Here is a 16,250-nt window from a genome sequence, read left to right on the forward strand (position 1 = left end):
AGATTCCAGGGTACGCCGGTGCTCAGGCGAGGCGGGAGGCGATCGCGTCGCCGATCTGCGTCGTGGTGCGGGGGTTGCCGTCTCGGGCGGCGATGTCCGCTTCGGCTGCGCGGGTGACGCGCTGGGCCTCGTCCTGCAGCCCGAGGTGATCGAGCATGAGGGCGACGGAGAGGATCGCTGCCGTGGGGTCGGCCAGCTGCCGGCCGGCGATGTCGGGCGCCGATCCGTGCACGGGCTCGAACATCGAGGGGAAGACGCCGTCGGGGTTGATGTTCCCCGAGGCGGCGAGGCCGATGCCGCCGGTGACGGCGCCGGCCAGGTCGGTGAGGATGTCACCGAAGAGGTTGTCGGTGACGATCACGTCGAAGCGATCCGGGTTCGTGACCAGAAAGATCGTCGCCGCGTCGACGTGCAGGTAGTCTACGGCCACCTCGGGATGCTCCGCCGCGACGGTGTCGACGATGCGCTTCCACATGCCGCCCGCGTGCACCAGCACGTTGGTCTTGTGCACGAGGGTGAGCCGGCGACGACGGCGCTCGGCGAGCTCGAAGGCGTAGCGCACGACGCGCTCGATGCCGTAGGCGGTGTTGACGCTCGTCTCGTTGGCCACCTCGTGCGGCGTGCCGGTGCGGATGGAGCCGCCGTTGCCGACGTACGGCCCCTCGGTGCCTTCGCGCACGACGACGAAGTCGATGTCGCCGGGATCGGCGAGGGGGCCGGCAGCACCGGGGTAGAGCTTCGAAGGCCGGAGATTGACGTAGTGGTCCAGCGCGAAGCGCAGCTTCAGCAGCAGGCCGCGCTCGATGTTCGCCTCTCGCAGGCGCGGGTCGCCCGGCACTCCCCCGACGGCTCCGAGCAGGATCGCGTCGTGGGCGGCGATCGCGGCGAGGTCGTCGTCGGTGAGGGTGTCGCCGGTGGCGAGGTAGCGGTCGGCGCCGAGCGAGAACCTCGTCCGCTCGAACGTGACGTCGGAGTGCGCCGTCACGGCGTCGAGCACCTTCTCGGCCTGCGCGATGACCTCGGGACCGATGCCGTCACCGGGGATGACGGCGAGCTTGACGACGCGCGACATGACACTCCTTTGCGGGGCGCGCCGCCGCGTCAGTGGTCGACGCGGTCGGGCGCGGGGCGGGATGTACCCAGGGTAGTGGCCGCGATGACGCCCGCTATGACGACGAGGCCGGCACCGATGAGCGCGGTCACCCCCACGCCCGCGTCGAACGCGTGCGCCGCGGCGGTCTGCAGGGCCTCGGCGGCGGCGGCATCCAGTCCCTGTGCGGCGCTGACCGCACCGGCGAGGGTCTCGCGGGAGGCAGCGGCGACGTCGGCCGGAAGCCCCGGGGGCAGCACGATGCCGGAGCGGTAGATCGCGGTGAGGATGCCCCCGAGCACGGCCGTGCCGAGCACGGCGCCCAGCTCGTAGGCGGTCTCGGACACGGCACTGGCGGCGCCCGCCTTGGCCGGCGGGACGCTGGCGAGGATGAGGTCGTTCGAGACGGTCTCGGCCGCCCCGATGCCGACGCCCAGCAGCGCGAACGCCATGATCAGCATGCCCAGCGCCCCGTCGGCGGCGGTGAGGGCCACCATGATGTACCCCGCGACCGAGAACAGCAGCGCGACGCTCACGACGATGCGCGCATCGACGCGCCGCGCCACCGGCACGATGAGCAGACCTGCCGCGATCATCGCGAGCATGCCCGGCACGAGCGCGAAACCCGCCTGCATGGGCGAGAGCCCCACGATCAGCTGCAGGTGCTGGGAGACGAAGAAGAGGAAGCCGACGAGCGCCACCACGCTGAGCAGGTTCACCAGCAGTGCCCCGCTGAACGTGCCCCGCCGGAACAGACGCATATCGAGCATGGGCGACGCCGACCGCAGTTGACGGCACACGAACAGCACGCCGAAGCCGATGCCGGCGGCCGCGAGCACGAGCGGCGTCGCACCCGCGCCGTGCACGGCGAACTCCTTGATCGCGTAGACGATCGGCACCATCGTCGCCAGCGACAGCGCGATGCTGAGCGGATCGATGCGGCCCGGCTTCGGGTCGCGACTCTCGGGCACGAGCAGCGGTGCGAAGACGAGGAGCGGGATGAGCACCGGTACCGACATGAGGAAGACCGATCCCCACGAGAAGTGCTCCAGCAGGATGCCGCCGACGATCGGGCCCAGGGCTGCGCCGGCGGAGAACATCGCCGCCCACACCGCGATGGCGAAGCGCCGCTGGTCGCGGTCGGTGAAGATGCTGCGCAGCAGCGACAGCGTCGAAGGCATGAGCATGGCGCCGAAGACGCCCATCGCCGCGCGCGCCGCGATGAGCAGGCCCGCCGTGGGCGCGAAGGCGGCGACCACCGAGACGGCGGCGAAGCCGGTGGCGCCGATCATCAGCATCCGTCGTCTGCCGAAACGGTCGCCGAGCGTGCCCATGGTCACCAGCAGGCCCGCCAGCACGAGCGGGTAGGCGTCGATGATCCACAGCTGCTCGGCGCTCGTGGGCGCGAGGTGCTGCGCGATGTCGGGCAGCGCGAAGCTCAGCACCGTGTTGTCGACCGAGACGAGCAGCACGGGCAGCATGAGCACTACCAGCGCGGCCCAGCCGCGCCAGCCCACGCGCTGTCCTCGGCTGTCGGCGAGGCGGATCTCTTCTGTCAGTGTCATCATCATCAATCTATACCGTCCAGCCGGTATAGTAACAGGATGTCCACCCGCCCGTCGATACGATCGACCCCATGAGTCGCCCTCCCCTGGCCCGCGAGAAGGTCCTCGACGCGTTCGAGACGATCCTCATCGACGAGAGCGAGCGGGCAGCGACGCTGGAGGCCACCGCGCGCGCCGCGGGGGTGTCCAAGGGCGGACTGCTCTACCACTTCGGCACCAAGGAAGCACTCGAAGCCGCGCTCCTGGAGCGCCTCCGCACGCTCGTCGAGGCCGACGTCGCGGCGACCGCGGCCGCGCCGGACGGTCCGGTGTCGTACTTCCTGCGCTCGTCGGTCATGCACAACGATCCGCTGGACCGCGTGCTGCTGGCGACGTCGCGGCTCGCTCAGGGCGGCAACACCACGGCCCGCGATGCGCTGCGCAGAGTGCGTGAGGAGTGGACCGCGGTGCTGCGCCCGCACGTGCGCGACGAGACGGCGCTGGATCTGGTGATGCTCGTCAGCGACGGGCTCTACTTCAACAACGCCCTCGCCGGCGGTTCCGTCCCCGGTCCCGTGCCCCGCGGGGCGGCCATGGACGCACTCATCGCCCTCGTGGAGGGCGCGACGCTCACGACTCGGTGATCTCGATCTGACGGAACAGGTCGGCCTGGATCGCCGAGCGCACCTCGTCGAGCACCTCGTCGGCGACGGGCGAGTCGACCGTGAGCACCGACAGCGCCTGTCCCCCGGCGGCGCGACGGGCGATCTGCATGCCGGCGATGTTGATGCCGGCCTCGCCGAACTTCTGCCCGTAGACCGCGACGATGCCGGGCCGGTCGGTGTAGAGCATGACGATGTGGTGCTGCTCGATGGGCAGCTCCACGGCGTAGTCGTTGATGCCGACGAGCTTCTCGATCTGCTTCGTGCCGGTGAGGGTGCCCGACACCGACAGCTGCGAGCCGTCGGAGAGAGCGCCGCGCAGCGTGATGACGTTGCGGTACTCGTCGGACTGGTCGTCGACGATCAGGCGCGACTCGATGCCGCGCTGCTCGGCCAGCAGCGGTGCGTTGACGTACGACACGCTCTCGCTGACGATGTTCGTGAACACGCCCTTGAGCGCGGCCAGCTTGAGCACGCTGACGTCGTACTGGCTCAGCTCGCCGTGCACCTCGATGTCGAGGCTCGTCAGTGGCGAGTGCGCCAGTGCGCTGAAGATCTGGCCCAGCTTCTCCACGAGAGGGATGCCGGGACGCACGTACGGATCGATGACCCCGCCGGCGACGTTGACGGCGTCGGGCACCAGCTCGCCACCGAGCGCGAGACGCACCGAGCGGGCCACCGACACCCCGGCCTTCTCCTGCGCCTCGTCGGTGGAGGCACCCAGGTGCGGGGTGACGATGATGTTGGGGAGGTCGAGCAGCCGACGCGCCGTGCCGCCGTCGGCGGGGGGCTCGCTCGTGAAGACATCGAGACCGGCACCGGCGATCTCGCCCGTGGTCAGCGCCGTGTACAGCGCGTCCTCGTCGATGAGACCACCCCGGGCGACGTTGACGATGTAGGCGCTGGGCTTCATGAGCGAGAACTGCTCGGTGGAGATCATGCCGGTCGTCTCGGGGGTCTTCGGCATGTGGATCGTGATGAAGTCCGACTGCTGCAGCAGCTCGTCCAGGCTCAGCAGCTGCACACCGAGCTGCTGAGCACGCGCGCTCGTGACGTAGGGGTCGTAGGCGACGACGTTCATGCCGAAGGCCTGCAGGCGCGCCGCGATGAGCGCGCCGATGCGGCCGAGGCCGATGATGCCGACGGTCTTCTCGAACAGCTCGACACCGGTGTAGGCGCTGCGCTTCCACTGGCCGGCCGCGAGCGAGGCGTGGGCGGCGGGGATGCGGCGGGCAAGACTCAGGATGTGGCCGATCGTGAGCTCGGCGGCCGAGACGATGTTCGACGTCGGGGCGTTGACCACCATGACACCGGCGGCGGTGGCCGTCTTGATGTCGACGTTGTCCAGGCCCACGCCGGCGCGCGCGATGACCTTCAGCCGGGGCGCGGCGGCGATGGCTTCGGCATCCATCTTCGTCGCCGAGCGGATGAGTACGGCGTGCGCGTCGGCCAGCGCGGCAAGAAGGGCCTCCCGGTCCGATCCGTCGATGTGACGCACGTCGAACTCGGGCCCGAGGGCGTCGATCGTGGCGGGTGAGAGTTCTTCGGCAATGAGCACGACGGGCTGAGGCACGCGGGATCCTTCGGGGCGGCAGCGCACGTCACCGCGTGCGCCGCGACTGAGGGGGAATCCCCGTCACACCGTCGGACGGGGGCGGTTTCACCCTATCGCGCGGGCGCGAGTGGCCGTGACCGCGTGACGCCGGGTGTCGCCTCGTCAGACGCCGTAGAGCGCGGAGGATGCCGCGGCGTACGCCAGCACGTCGAGCCAGAACACCGCGACGAAGGCGAGTCCGGTGAGCATGACGGCAAGGTAGGCCGGCGCGGGTCGCTTCCAGCCGATCGCGAGGGCGGCGGCGAACACGGCGGGTGGGAAGACGACCGGCAGCAGCAGCACGAACCAGCCATAGCCGGTGAGGCCCGCCGTTCCCCCCGCCTGCTGCAGCAGAAAGCCCAGCGCCGTCCAGAAGACGAACGCGTACAGCAGTAGGAACGCCCCGGCGATGACGGCGACGAGCCAGGTGGGCAGCGCCGTGCGGCGTGTGGTGGGTGCGGCGGCGGTCACAGCGACGCTCCAGAGAGGACGAAGGGCCACGGCACGAGCAGCACGGCGCCGGCGGCCAGCAGCACCAGGCGCAGCCACAGCTTGGATCGGCGGGTGAGCAGCCAGACGGTGCCGAACCACAGGGGCGGCGCGAGCACGGCCAGCCACATCGTGACCTGGTAGGCGACGGGGTCGAGGAACAGCTGGGCGACCAGCTGCAGGCGGCCGGCGCCGAGCACCCAGCCCAGTGACAGCAGCAGGTAGATGCCGGTGAACACGCCGACGCCCACGAGCGCGGCGTTGCCCATGGGCGCGGGGCCGGTGGGCTCGTTCAGCGCGGGCGTCTCGTCTGCGGCATCCGCCTGCCGGGTCTCCCCCAGCCGCTCGCTGCCTCTGCCCACGGCGCGATACCCGGTCGGCAGCGGCGTGGCCGCGGGTGCGGCGGCGAGGGTGGGATCGTCATCGCCGTCCCAGCTGAGCGCGTCGTCGTCTGGTCGGGCCATGGCACCAGCGTAGCCCGGCCCCCGAGATCGGGGACCGGGCTGTCGGCTCGGAAGCGCGTTACCGGGTGGCCTTCTTGCGACCGTGGGTCACCGTGGGCTCGACGGTTGCGGCATCCGCTGCCACCGGCAGCGGCACCACCTCGGCCGCGTCGACCGCTGCGGCGGCCGTCGCGCGTGCGGCGCGCACCGCGTCGTAGGACGTGCCGTAGTAGGCGGCTTCCATGAGCGTGCGCATGTCGGCCAGCAGCGGCATGCGGGGGTTCGCCGGCGCGCACTGGTCGCCGTACGCCGCCATCGCGAGCTCCTCGAGTCGGCCGATGAACGCGTCCTCCGGCACGCCCTGCGCCTGGAACGAATCCTCGATGCCGACGGCCCGGCGCAGCCGCTCCACGGCCCGGGCGTACGACTCGACGCCCTCTTCCGGCGTCGCCGCCGGGAGCCCGAGGTGCTGCGCGATCTGCTGGAAGCGCTCCGGTGCCACGTAGCGCTCGTACTTCGGCCATGCCGTGACCTTCGCCGGCCGCTGTCCGTTGTAGCGGATCACGTGGGGCAGGTAGATGGCGTTGGTGCGGCCGTGCACGAGGTGGAACTTCGATCCGGTGACGTGGGCCATGGCGTGCACGATCCCGAGAAAGGCGTTGCCGAAGGCCATGCCGGCGATGGATGCCGCGTTGTGCATCTTCTCGCGCGCCTGGATGTCCGCGGCGTCGCTGCTGCCGGGAGGGGCCTGGGTGCTGCGCTCGATGTTCTCGAAGATCAGCTTGATGGCGTGCAGCGCCAGGCCGTCGGTGAAGTCGTTCGCGTAGACCGACACGTACGCCTCAGTCGCGTGGGTCAGGGCGTCGAAGCCGGCGTCGGCGACGAGAAATGCAGGCAGCGCCGTCGTCAGCAGCGGATCGACGATTGCGACCGACGGGGTCAGCGCGTAGTCGGCGAGCGGGTACTTCATGCCCGTCTCGTCGTCGGTGATCACCGCGAAGGGCGTCATCTCCGACCCGGTTCCCGAGGTCGTGGGCACGCAGACGAGCCGCGCCTTCTCCCCGAGCTCCGGGAACCGGAAGGCACGCTTGCGCACGTCGAAGAACTTCTCCCGCATGTCGGAGAAGTGCACGTCGGGATTCTCGTAGAGCAGCCACATCACCTTCGCGGCATCCATCGGCGAGCCGCCGCCGAGCGCGATGATCGTGTCGGGCTGGAAGTCGCGCATCTGCGCCGCTCCCCGCTGCACGCTCGCGACGGTGGGTTCGGGGGTGACGTCGTCGATGATCTGCAGGTGCACCCGGTTGGGCCGCCGGCCCAGCACGTCCATTACCCGGTCGACGAACCCGAGCTTGGTCATGGTGGCGTCGGTGACGACGGTGACCCGTTCGATGCCCTTCATGTCGATGAGGTAGCGCAGTGCGTTGGGCTCGAAGTAGGTCTTGGCCGGCACCTTGAACCACTGCAGGTTGTTGTTGCGGCGCCCGACCCGCTTGATGTTGAGGAGGTTCACGGCCGAGACGTTGTTCGACACCGAGTTGCGGCCGTACGAACCGCAGCCGAGGGTCAGCGACGGCATGAACGCGTTGTAGATGTCACCGATGCCGCCCAGGGCCGAAGGGGCGTTCTCGATGATGCGCACGGCCTTCACCCGCTCGGCGAAGTCCGCGATCACGGCGGGGTCGTTGCTGTGGACGGCGCCGGAGTGACCGAGGCCGTCGAAGGCCACCATCTGCTCCGACAGGTCGATGCCCTCCTGCGCGTCGGCCGCGTGGAGCACAGCCAGCACCGGGGCGAGCTTCTCCCGCGTCAGCGGTTCGTGGGGACCCACGCCGCTGACCTCGGCCAGCAGCACCGAGGTGTCCTCGGGCACCGTGAACCCGGCCATCTGCGCGATGCGCACCGCCGGCTGGCCGACGATCGCCGCGTTGAGCTTGGCCTCGGCGCACGAGGAATCGGCTGCCGAGACGCCGAAGATGAGCTCTTCCAGCATCCGCTTCTCGTCGGCGTTCACGAGGTAGGCGTGCAGTCGCGCGAACTCCGCCATCGCCTCTTCGACGATCGGCGCGTCGAGGATGACGGCCTGCTCGCTGGCGCAGACCATGCCGTTGTCGAACGACTTGGACAGCACGACGTCGTTGACCGCACGCCCCACCTTCGCCGTGCGTTCGATGAAGGCCGGGACGTTGCCCGCACCGACGCCGAGCGCGGGCTTGCCGCAGGAGTACGCGGCGCGCACCATGGCGTTGCCGCCGGTGGCGAGGATGAGAGCGACGCCGGGGTGGTTCATGAGTTCACCGGATGCCGCCAGCGACGGCTCCGCGATCCACTGGATGCAGTCGGCGGGTGCGCCGGCGGCGATCGCCGCGTCGCGCACGACCGTGGCCGCAGCCACCGAGCAGCGCTGCGCCGACGGGTGGAAGGCGAACACGATGGGGTTGCGGGTCTTCAACGCGATGAGCGACTTGAAGATCGTGGTGGACGTGGGGTTCGTCACCGGGGTGATGCCGCAGACGACACCGACGGGTTCGGCGATCTCGGTGATGCCGGTGATGTCGTCGACGGAGATCACCCCGACCGTGCGCTGCTTGATGATCGAGTGGGTCACGTGCTCGCACGCGAACATGTTCTTCACGGCCTTGTCCTCGAACAGGCCGCGCCCGGTCTCTTCGACGGCCATCAGGGCGAGGTCGGCGTGGTGGCTGAGTGCTGCCACCGAGGCCTTGCGCACGATGTGGTCGATCTGGTCCTGCGTGAATGTCGCATACGCGGTCAGCGCCTCTTGCGCCCGGGCCACCAGTGCGTCGATTTCGGGGGACATCTCTCTCCAACCCGGGAACGGACGCGATGCCCGCGCCCTTGCTTGGGCCCAGCATAGCGCTGTGGTCAGACCACAGGAAGAGGCAATGATGAACCCGGCCGCCACTCCCCTGGTTCGGGGTGTGACGGCCGGGTTCGCGCCGGCCGCACAGGCCGGCGAACGGGCTCAGCGCGCGGCGCTGCCCTCGACGTAGTCGGAGTCCTGCTGCTTCCACGAGAACAGGGCGCGCAGGTCCTTGCCGACGGCTTCGATCGGGTGCGCGGCGGCCTTCTCGCGCAGCTCCTTGAACTCCACCGCGCCGTTGTCCTGGTCGTTGATGAAGCGCTCCGCGAACGCGCCGGAGCGGATGTCGGCGAGGACCGCCTGCATGTTCTCCTTCACGTGCGCGTCGATCACCCGCGGGCCCGAGACGTAGTCGCCGTACTCGGCGGTGTCCGACACCGACCAGCGCTGCTTGGCGATGCCGCCCTCCCACATGAGGTCGACGATGAGCTTGAGCTCGTGCAGCACCTCGAAGTAGGCGATCTGCGGCTGGTAGCCGGCCTCGGTCAGCGTCTCGAAGCCGTACTGCACCAGCTGCGACACACCGCCGCAGAGCACGGCCTGCTCGCCGAAGAGGTCGGTCTCGGTCTCTTCGGTGAACGTCGTCTTGATGACGCCGGCGCGGGTGCCGCCGATGGCCTTGGCGTACGACAGCGCGACGTCCCAGGCGTGGCCGGAGGCGTCGTTCTCGACGGCGATGATGTCGGGGATGCCGCGACCGGCGACGAACTCGCGCCGCACCGTGTGGCCGGGGGCCTTCGGGGCGACGAGGATCACGTCGACGCCCTCGGGAGCCTCGATGTAGCCGAAGCGGATGTTGAACCCGTGCGCGAACGCGAGGGTCTTGCCGGCGGTGAGGTGCGGCTCGATCTCGTTGTTGTAGATGGTGCGCTGGTGCTGGTCGGGCGCGAGGATCATGATGAGGTCGGCCCACTCGGCGGCGTCGGCGACGGTCTTCACCTCGAAGCCGTCCTCCTCTGCCTTGGCGATGGACTTGGAGCCCTCCTTGAGGGCGATGACGACCTCGACGCCGGAGTCGCGCAGGTTCTGCGCGTGGGCGTGGCCCTGCGAGCCGTACCCGACGATCGCGACCTTCTTGCCCTGGATGAGCGACAGGTCGGCGTCGGCGTCGTAGAAGATGTCGGCCATGGTGTGTTTCTCCTTGGATGGGGGTTCTGGGGTTCAGCCGCGCAGGACGCGCTCGGTGATGCTCTTGCCGCCGCGACCGATCGCGACCATGCCCGACTGGGCGAGTTCTTTGATGCCGAACGGCTCGACGGCGCGCAGGAACGCGTCGACCTTGCCGCGGTCGCCGGTGACTTCGATCACGAGGGCGTCGGTGGCATAGTCCACCACCGAGGCGCGGAACAGGTTCACGACCTCGATGACGTTCGAGCGGGTCTGGTTGTCGGCGCGCACCTTCACGAGCATGTGCTCGCGCTGCACGGAGGCCGCGGCATCCAGCTCGACGATCTTGATGACGTTCACGAGCTTGTTCAGCTGCTTGGTCACCTGCTCCAGCGGCAGCTCCTCGACGTCGACGACGACGGTGATGCGGGACAGCCCCGGCACCTCCGTGACACCCACGGCGAGGGAGTCGATGTTGAAGCCGCGGCGGGCGAAGAGCCCGGCCACGCGGGTCAGCAGACCCGGCTTGTCCTCCACGAGGAGGCTCAGGACATGCTTGCTCATGCTCATGCCTCCTGATCGAACGACGGAGCGTGGTCTCGGGCGTACTGGACGTAGCTGTTGCTGACGCCCTGCGGCACCATCGGCCACACCATCGCGTCGGCGCTCACGACGAAGTCGATGACGACGGGACGGTCGTTGGTCTCCAGCGCCGTCTTGATGGCGGCATCCACGTCTTGCTCCTTCTCCACCCGCAGCGCGAGACAGCCGTAGGCCTCTGCGAGCTTGACGAAGTCGGGGATGCGCACGGTGTCGTGACCGGTGTTCAGGTCGGTGTTGGAGTAGCGGCCGTTGTAGAACAGCGTCTGCCACTGGCGCACCATGCCGAGCGAGGAGTTGTTGATGATGGCGACCTTGATCGGGATGTTGTTGATGACGCAGGTGGCCAGTTCCTGATTGGTCATCTGGAAGCAGCCGTCGCCGTCGATCGCCCACACCACCCGGTCGGGCTCGGCGACCTTCGCGCCCATCGCTGCGGGCACGGCGTAGCCCATGGTGCCCGCGCCGCCGGAGTTGAGCCACGAGTTGGGACGCTCGTACTTGATGAACTGCGCCGCCCACATCTGGTGCTGGCCGACGCCCGCTGCGAACACGCCCTCGGGGCCGGTGAGCTCACCGATGCGCGAGATGACGTACTGCGGCGACATGTGACCGTCGGTGGGCGCGGTGTAGCCGAGCGGGAACTCGTCGCGGAGGCCATCGAGGTACGACCACCACTCGTCGATGTCGGGGGAAGCGCCCGACGTGGCGGTGGCGAACGCGCCGTCGAGGTCGACGAGCACGTCCTTCAGGTCGCCCACGATCGGCACGTCGGCCGTGCGGATCTTGGAGATCTCCGCCGGGTCGATGTCGACGTGCACGACCTGCGCGTTCGGGGCGAACAGCGACGCCTTGCCGGTGACCCGGTCGTCGAAGCGCGCACCGAGCGAGATCAGCAGGTCGGCCTCCTGCAGCGCGAGCACCGCCGGCACCGTGCCGTGCATGCCCGGCATGCCGAGGTGCTGCGGGTGCGAGTCGGGGAAGGCGCCGCGGGCCATGAGGGTGGTCACCACCGGCGCCCCGGTGGCCTCGGCCAGGCGCAGCAGCTCGGCGGACGCCTGCGAGCGGATCACGCCGCCGCCGACGTACAGCACCGGCTTCTTGGCGGTCGCCAGCAGCTGGGCCGCCGCCTGGATCTGCTTGCCGTGGGCCTTCGTCACCGGCCGGTAACCGGGAAGGTCGACCCGCGGCGGCCAGACGAACGGCGCCTCCGCCTGCTGGGCGTCCTTCGTGATGTCCACGAGCACGGGGCCCGGGCGGCCGGTGCCGGCGATCTCGAACGCCGCCGCGATGGCGCCGGGGATCTCCTCGGCCCGCTTCACCAGGATCGAGTGCTTCGTGATCGGCATGGTGATGCCGACGATGTCCGCCTCCTGGAAGGCGTCGGTGCCCATGAGGGTCGAGAACACCTGCCCGGTGATGCACACGATCGGCACCGAGTCCATGTAGGCGTCGGCGATCGCGGTGACGAGGTTCGTGGCGCCGGGGCCGCTCGTGGCGATCGCAACGCCGATCTTGTTGGATGCCGAGGCGTAGCCCTCGGCGGCGTGGCCGGCGCCCTGCTCGTGACGCACCAGGATGTGCCGGATCTCCGACGTGTCCATGAGCGGGTCGTAGACGGGCAGGATCGCGCCGCCGGGCAGACCGAAGACGTCGGTGACGCCCAGCAGCTCGAGTGAGCGCACGACGGCCTGCGCCCCGGTGAGGACAGGCGCCGCCGTGGCGGCGCGGGCGGGTGGCCGCGGAACGGCCGGGACGGTGTCTGAGGACATGGTGAACTACCTCGAGATCCAGGTGGCGGACGGGCCTAACCCGTGACCGCGCCTTCAGCGGCGGAGCGGACGAGTTTGGAGTACTTGGCCAAGACGCCACGGGTATAGCGCGGGGGAAGGGGCTCCCAGCCTTCTCGGCGGGAACTCAGCTCAGCCTCGTCGACGAGTAGGTCGAGTGTGCGAGCCGCGATATCGACCCGTATCAGATCACCATCGCGCACGAAGGCGATGGGACCAGCGTCCACCGCTTCGGGTGCTATGTGGCCGATGCACAGGCCGGTTGTGCCGCCTGAGAATCGTCCGTCCGTCAACAGTAGTACATCTTTTCCGAGCCCAGCGCCCTTGATGGCGGCGGTGATCGCGAGCATCTCGCGCATGCCGGGCCCGCCCTTGGGACCCTCGTAACGGATGACGATCACGTCGCCCGGGTTGATCTCCCCCGCCTCCAGCGCGTCCATCGCGCCGCGCTCGCGCTCGAACACCCGCGCGGGACCCTCGAACACCGAGGCGTCGAAGCCCGCGGTCTTCACGACCGCCCCCTCGGGGGCGAGCGAGCCGTGCAGGATCGTGATGCCGCCGGTGGCGTGGATGGGGTTGTCGAAGCGGTGGATGACCTCGCCGTCGATCGGCTCGGGGTCGAGGTCGCGCAGGTTCTCGGCCAGCGTCTTGCCGGTGACGGTGAGCGCGTCGCCGTGCAGCAGGCCCTCGTCGAGCATCGCCTTCATGATCACCGGGATGCCGCCGTGACGGTCGACGTCGTTCATGACGTACTTGCCGAACGGCTTCATGTCGGCCACGTGCGGCACCTTGTCGCCGATGCGGTTGAAGTCGTGGAGCGTGAGGTCGACCTCGGCCTCGTTCGCGATCGCGAGGAGGTGGAGCACCACGTTGGTCGAGCCGCCGAGGGCCATCGCCAGGGCGATGGCGTTCTCGAACGCCTCTTTCGTCAGGATGTCGCGGGTCGTGATGCCGAGCTTCAGCAGGTTCACCACGGCCTCACCGGAGCGGTGGGCGAACATGTCGCGGCGACGGTCGGCCGACGGCGGCGCCGCCGAACCCGGCAGGCTGAGACCGAGGGCCTCCGCGACGGAGGCCATCGTGTTGGCGGTGTACATGCCACCGCACGCGCCTTCCCCGGGGGCGATCGCGCATTCGATGCGCTTGAGGTCCGCCTCGCTCATCTTGCCCGCCAGGCACGCGCCCACGGCCTCGAACGAGTCGATGATGGTGACGTCCTTCTCGGTGCCGTCGCTGAGCTTGACCCAGCCCGGCGCGATCGAGCCGGCGTAGAGGAAGACGCTGGACAGGTCCAGACGCGCGGATGCCATGAGCATGCCGGGGATGGACTTGTCGCAGCCGGCCAGCAGCACGCTGCCGTCGAGACGCTCGGCCATCATGACGGTCTCGACGGAGTCGGCGATGACCTCGCGGCTCACGAGCGAGAAGTGCATGCCCTCGTGGCCCATCGAGATGCCGTCCGAGACCGAGATGGTGCCGAACTGCAGCGGGTACCCGCCGCCGGCGTGCACCCCCTCCTTGGCGCCCTGCGCGAGCCGGTCGAGGCTCAGATTGCAGGGGGTGATCTCGTTCCAGCTGGACGCGATGCCGATCTGGGGCTTGTCCCAGTCTTCGTCGCCCATGCCCACGGCGCGCAGCATGCCTCGGGATGTGGTGGCCTCGATGCCGTCGGTGACGACGCGACTGCGCGGCTTGATGTCGATGGTTTCGTCGGGATGGCTCACCGCTGCATTCTATTGCCGCCCCGAGGCGGTCGACCGCCCCGCACACGGGGCGGGGCGCTATCGGTGCCGGTCGGCCCGCAGTTCTGCGAGGCGGGACAGCAGCGCGGCGAAGGCGGCGATATCGGCGACCCGCACGTCGGCCGCCGTCTCGCCCTCGCCGACCCGCACGCCCAGATCGCCGGGGCCGAGGCTCTTCAGCGCGTCCTCGTCGGTGACGTCGTCGCCGGCGAACAGCACCGCGGTCGCGCCGGTGCGCTCGCGCAGCGCCGCGACCGCGGTGTCTTTGCCTTCGTGGCGGAACGCGTACTCCACGATGTCGCGCCCGGTGCGGCGCCGCCAGTGCGCTGCCTCGGCGTGCACGAGGTCGTCGACGATGCGGTTCGCCTCCGCGGCATCCGCTGCGGTGGAGCGCCGGGTGTGCACGCCGAGCCCGAACGTCTTCGGCTCGATCCAGACGCCGGCCAGGTGCGCGGTGGCCTGCTCCGCGTGGTTGCGCAGGCGGTCGCGCAGTTCCACGTCGCCGGGGTCGTCCTGGGGCTCCCGCGCGCCGGATCCGGGCTCCCAGTACTCCGCGCCGTGCGACCCCGCCAGCCACAGCGGCGACGCGTCGTCGTGCTCGGCGATGACACGCAGGTCCACCAGGCTCCGCCCCGACACGAGCGCCACGACGGTGTCGGGCAGCGCCGCGAGGGCCTCGACCGCCTCGCGTGCGACAGGCAGCATGCGCGAGCGCAGGGGGTCGTCCTCCAAGGGCGACAGCGTGCCGTCGAAGTCGACGGCCACCAGCAACCGGGGCGTCTGGGCGAGCGGGGCGAGCTTCTGCGCGAGTGCGTCGGTCATGAGCGCGACCGCCGCACGGCGTCCAGCGCCTCCAGGAACTCGCTCGACCAATCCGACACGTCGTGGTCCCTCACCTTCTTGCGCAGGCTCCGCATGCGGCGCCCCTGCTCGGCGGCGGGCATCTCCACCGCCCGCACGATGGCATCCTTGACCCCCTCGATGTCATGGGGGTTGATGCGCAGCGCCGTACCGAGTTCGTCGGCGGCGCCGGCGAACTCGCTCAGCACGAGCACGCCGCGGTTGTCGACGCGAGAGGCGACGTACTCCTTCGCGACGAGGTTCATGCCGTCGCGGAGCGCGGTGACCAGCATGACGTCGGCCGCGAGGTACAGCGCGACCATCTCTTCTCGGGGGAACGCCTGGTGCAGGTACCGGATCGCGGTGTGGTCCATCGTGTCGAAGTCGCCGTTGATGCGGCCCACCGTCTGCTCGATCTCGTCGCGCAGGTGCACGTAGGCGGCGACGCGCTCTCGGCTGGGGCTGGCCACCTGCACCATGGTGACGTCTTCGACGGCCAGACGCCCGTCTTGGAGCAGCTCGCCGAACGCCTTCATCCGGTGGCGGATGCCCTTGGTGTAGTCCAGGCGATCGACGCCCAGCAGCACCTTCTTCGGGTTGCCGAGGCTCTCACGGATCTCCGCGGCGCGCGCGACGATGTCGGGGCGCTGCGCGAGGCGGATGTATTCCTCCGCGTCGATGGAGATCGGGAACGCCTTGGCGAGCGCGAGGCGCGCACCGCCGTCTTCGGTGGGCACGCGGATGCCGCTGGCCTTGGTGTCATAGCGCAGCTGCCGCCGGACCGCCCGGGCGAAGTTGCTGGCGTCGGCGACCCGCTGGAATCCGATCACGTCGGCGCCCAGCAGGCCCTCCAGCACCTGGCGACGCCAGGGCAGCTGCGAGTAGAGGCCGTATGCCGGGAACGGGATGTGGTGGAAGTACCCGATCACGAGGTCGGGGCGCAGCTCGCGCAGCATGCGGGGCACGAGCTGCAGCTGGTAGTCCTGCACCCACACCGTGGCGCCTTCGGCCGCGGCGTCGGCGGCGGCCTCGGCGAAGCGGCGGTTGACCCGCACATAGGCCTGCCACCACTCGCGACGGTAGCGGGGCGCGGCGATGACGTCGTGGTAGAGCGGCCAGATGGTGTCGTTGGAGAAGCCCTCGTAGTACAGCTCCACGTCTTCGGCGCTGAGGGCGACGGGCACCAGCTGCATGCCGTCGAATTCGAACGGCTCGACCTCGAGGTCGGCCTGGCCCGGCCAGCCGACCCACGCGCCGTCGGCCTGACGCATCACCGGGTTGAGAGCCGTCACCAGGCCCCCCGGCGATGGGCGCCACTGCTCCTCACCCTCTTCCGTCCCCGAACGATCGACGGGAAGTCGGTTGGCGACGACGATGAAATCAGCAGTACCCATGGGTGTTCCTCCGTATTGCAGGCGGGGCTTCCAGGCTATCCCGCCGCTTCACCGGCTTCCGGGGGTTGCGC

13 protein-coding genes are annotated in these 16,250 nt (G+C 69.7%); 1 reads left to right on the top strand and 12 read right to left on the bottom strand.

Annotated features, from left to right (window positions below):
* Nucleotides 1-22: 22 nt before the first annotated feature.
* Nucleotides 23-1,072 carry a 3-isopropylmalate dehydrogenase gene (locus H9651_RS03295; RefSeq protein WP_191717682.1) on the bottom strand — a complete coding sequence of 350 codons (1,050 nt, stop codon included), beginning with the start codon at nt 1,070-1,072 and terminating at the stop codon, nt 23-25.
* Between the two features lie 29 nt (nt 1,073-1,101).
* On the bottom strand, nt 1,102-2,655 hold the full coding sequence (locus H9651_RS03300) for an MFS transporter (RefSeq protein WP_404802986.1): 1,554 nt from the start codon (nt 2,653-2,655) through the stop codon (nt 1,102-1,104).
* 71 nt (nt 2,656-2,726) lie between these two features.
* On the opposite strand from H9651_RS03300, the gene H9651_RS03305 reads away from it, so the two are divergent.
* The gene (locus tag H9651_RS03305; RefSeq protein ID WP_191717684.1) at nt 2,727-3,278 is read left to right on the top strand and encodes a TetR/AcrR family transcriptional regulator; all 552 of its coding nucleotides are present in this window, start codon (nt 2,727-2,729) and stop codon (nt 3,276-3,278) included.
* Here H9651_RS03305 and serA read toward each other — a convergent pair.
* The 10 genes from serA to otsA all read right to left on the bottom strand — a co-directional run bounded on the left by serA (nt 3,265) and on the right by otsA (nt 16,179).
* Entirely contained in the window at nt 3,265-4,869 is a 1,605-nt protein-coding gene (gene serA / locus H9651_RS03310) for a phosphoglycerate dehydrogenase (RefSeq protein WP_191717685.1), read from the bottom strand. The genes H9651_RS03305 and serA overlap by 14 nt on opposite strands.
* Before the next feature lie 144 nt (nt 4,870-5,013).
* Nucleotides 5,014-5,361 carry a bacitracin resistance protein gene (locus H9651_RS03315; RefSeq protein ID WP_191717686.1) on the bottom strand — a complete coding sequence of 116 codons (348 nt, stop codon included), beginning with the start codon at nt 5,359-5,361 and terminating at the stop codon, nt 5,014-5,016.
* The gene (locus H9651_RS03320) at nt 5,358-5,843 is read right to left on the bottom strand and encodes a DNA polymerase III subunit gamma/tau (protein ID WP_191717687.1); all 486 of its coding nucleotides are present in this window, start codon (nt 5,841-5,843) and stop codon (nt 5,358-5,360) included. Before H9651_RS03320 ends, H9651_RS03315 begins: the two co-directional genes overlap by 4 nt.
* 58 nt (nt 5,844-5,901) lie before the next feature.
* A complete protein-coding gene (gene adhE / locus H9651_RS03325; protein ID WP_191717688.1) occupies nt 5,902-8,643 on the bottom strand; it encodes a bifunctional acetaldehyde-CoA/alcohol dehydrogenase in 2,742 nt (913 codons plus the stop codon).
* Nucleotides 8,644-8,808: 165 nt separating this feature from the next.
* Nucleotides 8,809-9,834, bottom strand: coding sequence for a ketol-acid reductoisomerase (gene ilvC, locus H9651_RS03330; RefSeq protein WP_191717689.1), 1,026 nt, complete (start codon nt 9,832-9,834; stop codon nt 8,809-8,811).
* A 33-nt stretch (nt 9,835-9,867) separates the two neighbouring features.
* The gene (ilvN, locus tag H9651_RS03335; protein ID WP_191717690.1) at nt 9,868-10,377 is read right to left on the bottom strand and encodes an acetolactate synthase small subunit; all 510 of its coding nucleotides are present in this window, start codon (nt 10,375-10,377) and stop codon (nt 9,868-9,870) included.
* 2 nt (nt 10,378-10,379) lie between these two features.
* Entirely contained in the window at nt 10,380-12,185 is a 1,806-nt protein-coding gene (locus H9651_RS03340) for an acetolactate synthase large subunit (protein ID WP_191717691.1), read from the bottom strand.
* Nucleotides 12,186-12,220: 35 nt separating this feature from the next.
* Complete coding sequence (gene ilvD / locus H9651_RS03345; RefSeq protein ID WP_191717692.1) at nt 12,221-13,927, bottom strand: dihydroxy-acid dehydratase; 1,707 nt, start codon at nt 13,925-13,927, stop codon at nt 12,221-12,223.
* Between the two features lie 57 nt (nt 13,928-13,984).
* Nucleotides 13,985-14,767: a trehalose-phosphatase gene (gene otsB, locus H9651_RS03350; RefSeq protein WP_191717693.1), complete on the bottom strand. Its 783-nt coding sequence runs from the start codon at nt 14,765-14,767 to the stop codon at nt 13,985-13,987.
* Nucleotides 14,764-16,179 (bottom strand): alpha,alpha-trehalose-phosphate synthase (UDP-forming), encoded by a 1,416-nt coding sequence (gene otsA / locus H9651_RS03355; RefSeq protein WP_191717694.1) that lies wholly within the window; start codon nt 16,177-16,179, stop codon nt 14,764-14,766. Before otsA ends, otsB begins: the two co-directional genes overlap by 4 nt.
* Between the last annotated feature and the right edge of the window lie 71 nt (nt 16,180-16,250).

This window comes from Microbacterium pullorum (genome assembly GCF_014836535.1).
Taxonomy (GTDB): domain Bacteria; phylum Actinomycetota; class Actinomycetes; order Actinomycetales; family Microbacteriaceae; genus Microbacterium; species Microbacterium pullorum.

Coding starts and splice junctions, on each gene's coding strand:
- H9651_RS03295 (WP_191717682.1), bottom strand. CDS start 1,072: ATGTCGCGCGTCGTCAAGCTCGCCGTCATCCCCGGTGACGGCATCGGT.
- H9651_RS03300 (WP_404802986.1), bottom strand. CDS start 2,655: ATGACACTGACAGAAGAGATCCGCCTCGCCGACAGCCGAGGACAGCGC.
- H9651_RS03305 (WP_191717684.1), top strand. CDS start 2,727: ATGAGTCGCCCTCCCCTGGCCCGCGAGAAGGTCCTCGACGCGTTCGAG.
- H9651_RS03320 (WP_191717687.1), bottom strand. CDS start 5,843: ATGGCCCGACCAGACGACGACGCGCTCAGCTGGGACGGCGATGACGAT.
- adhE (WP_191717688.1), bottom strand. CDS start 8,643: ATGTCCCCCGAAATCGACGCACTGGTGGCCCGGGCGCAAGAGGCGCTG.
- ilvC (WP_191717689.1), bottom strand. CDS start 9,834: ATGGCCGACATCTTCTACGACGCCGACGCCGACCTGTCGCTCATCCAG.
- ilvN (WP_191717690.1), bottom strand. CDS start 10,377: ATGAGCAAGCATGTCCTGAGCCTCCTCGTGGAGGACAAGCCGGGTCTG.
- H9651_RS03340 (WP_191717691.1), bottom strand. CDS start 12,185: ATGTCCTCAGACACCGTCCCGGCCGTTCCGCGGCCACCCGCCCGCGCC.
- otsB (WP_191717693.1), bottom strand. CDS start 14,767: ATGACCGACGCACTCGCGCAGAAGCTCGCCCCGCTCGCCCAGACGCCC.
- otsA (WP_191717694.1), bottom strand. CDS start 16,179: ATGGGTACTGCTGATTTCATCGTCGTCGCCAACCGACTTCCCGTCGAT.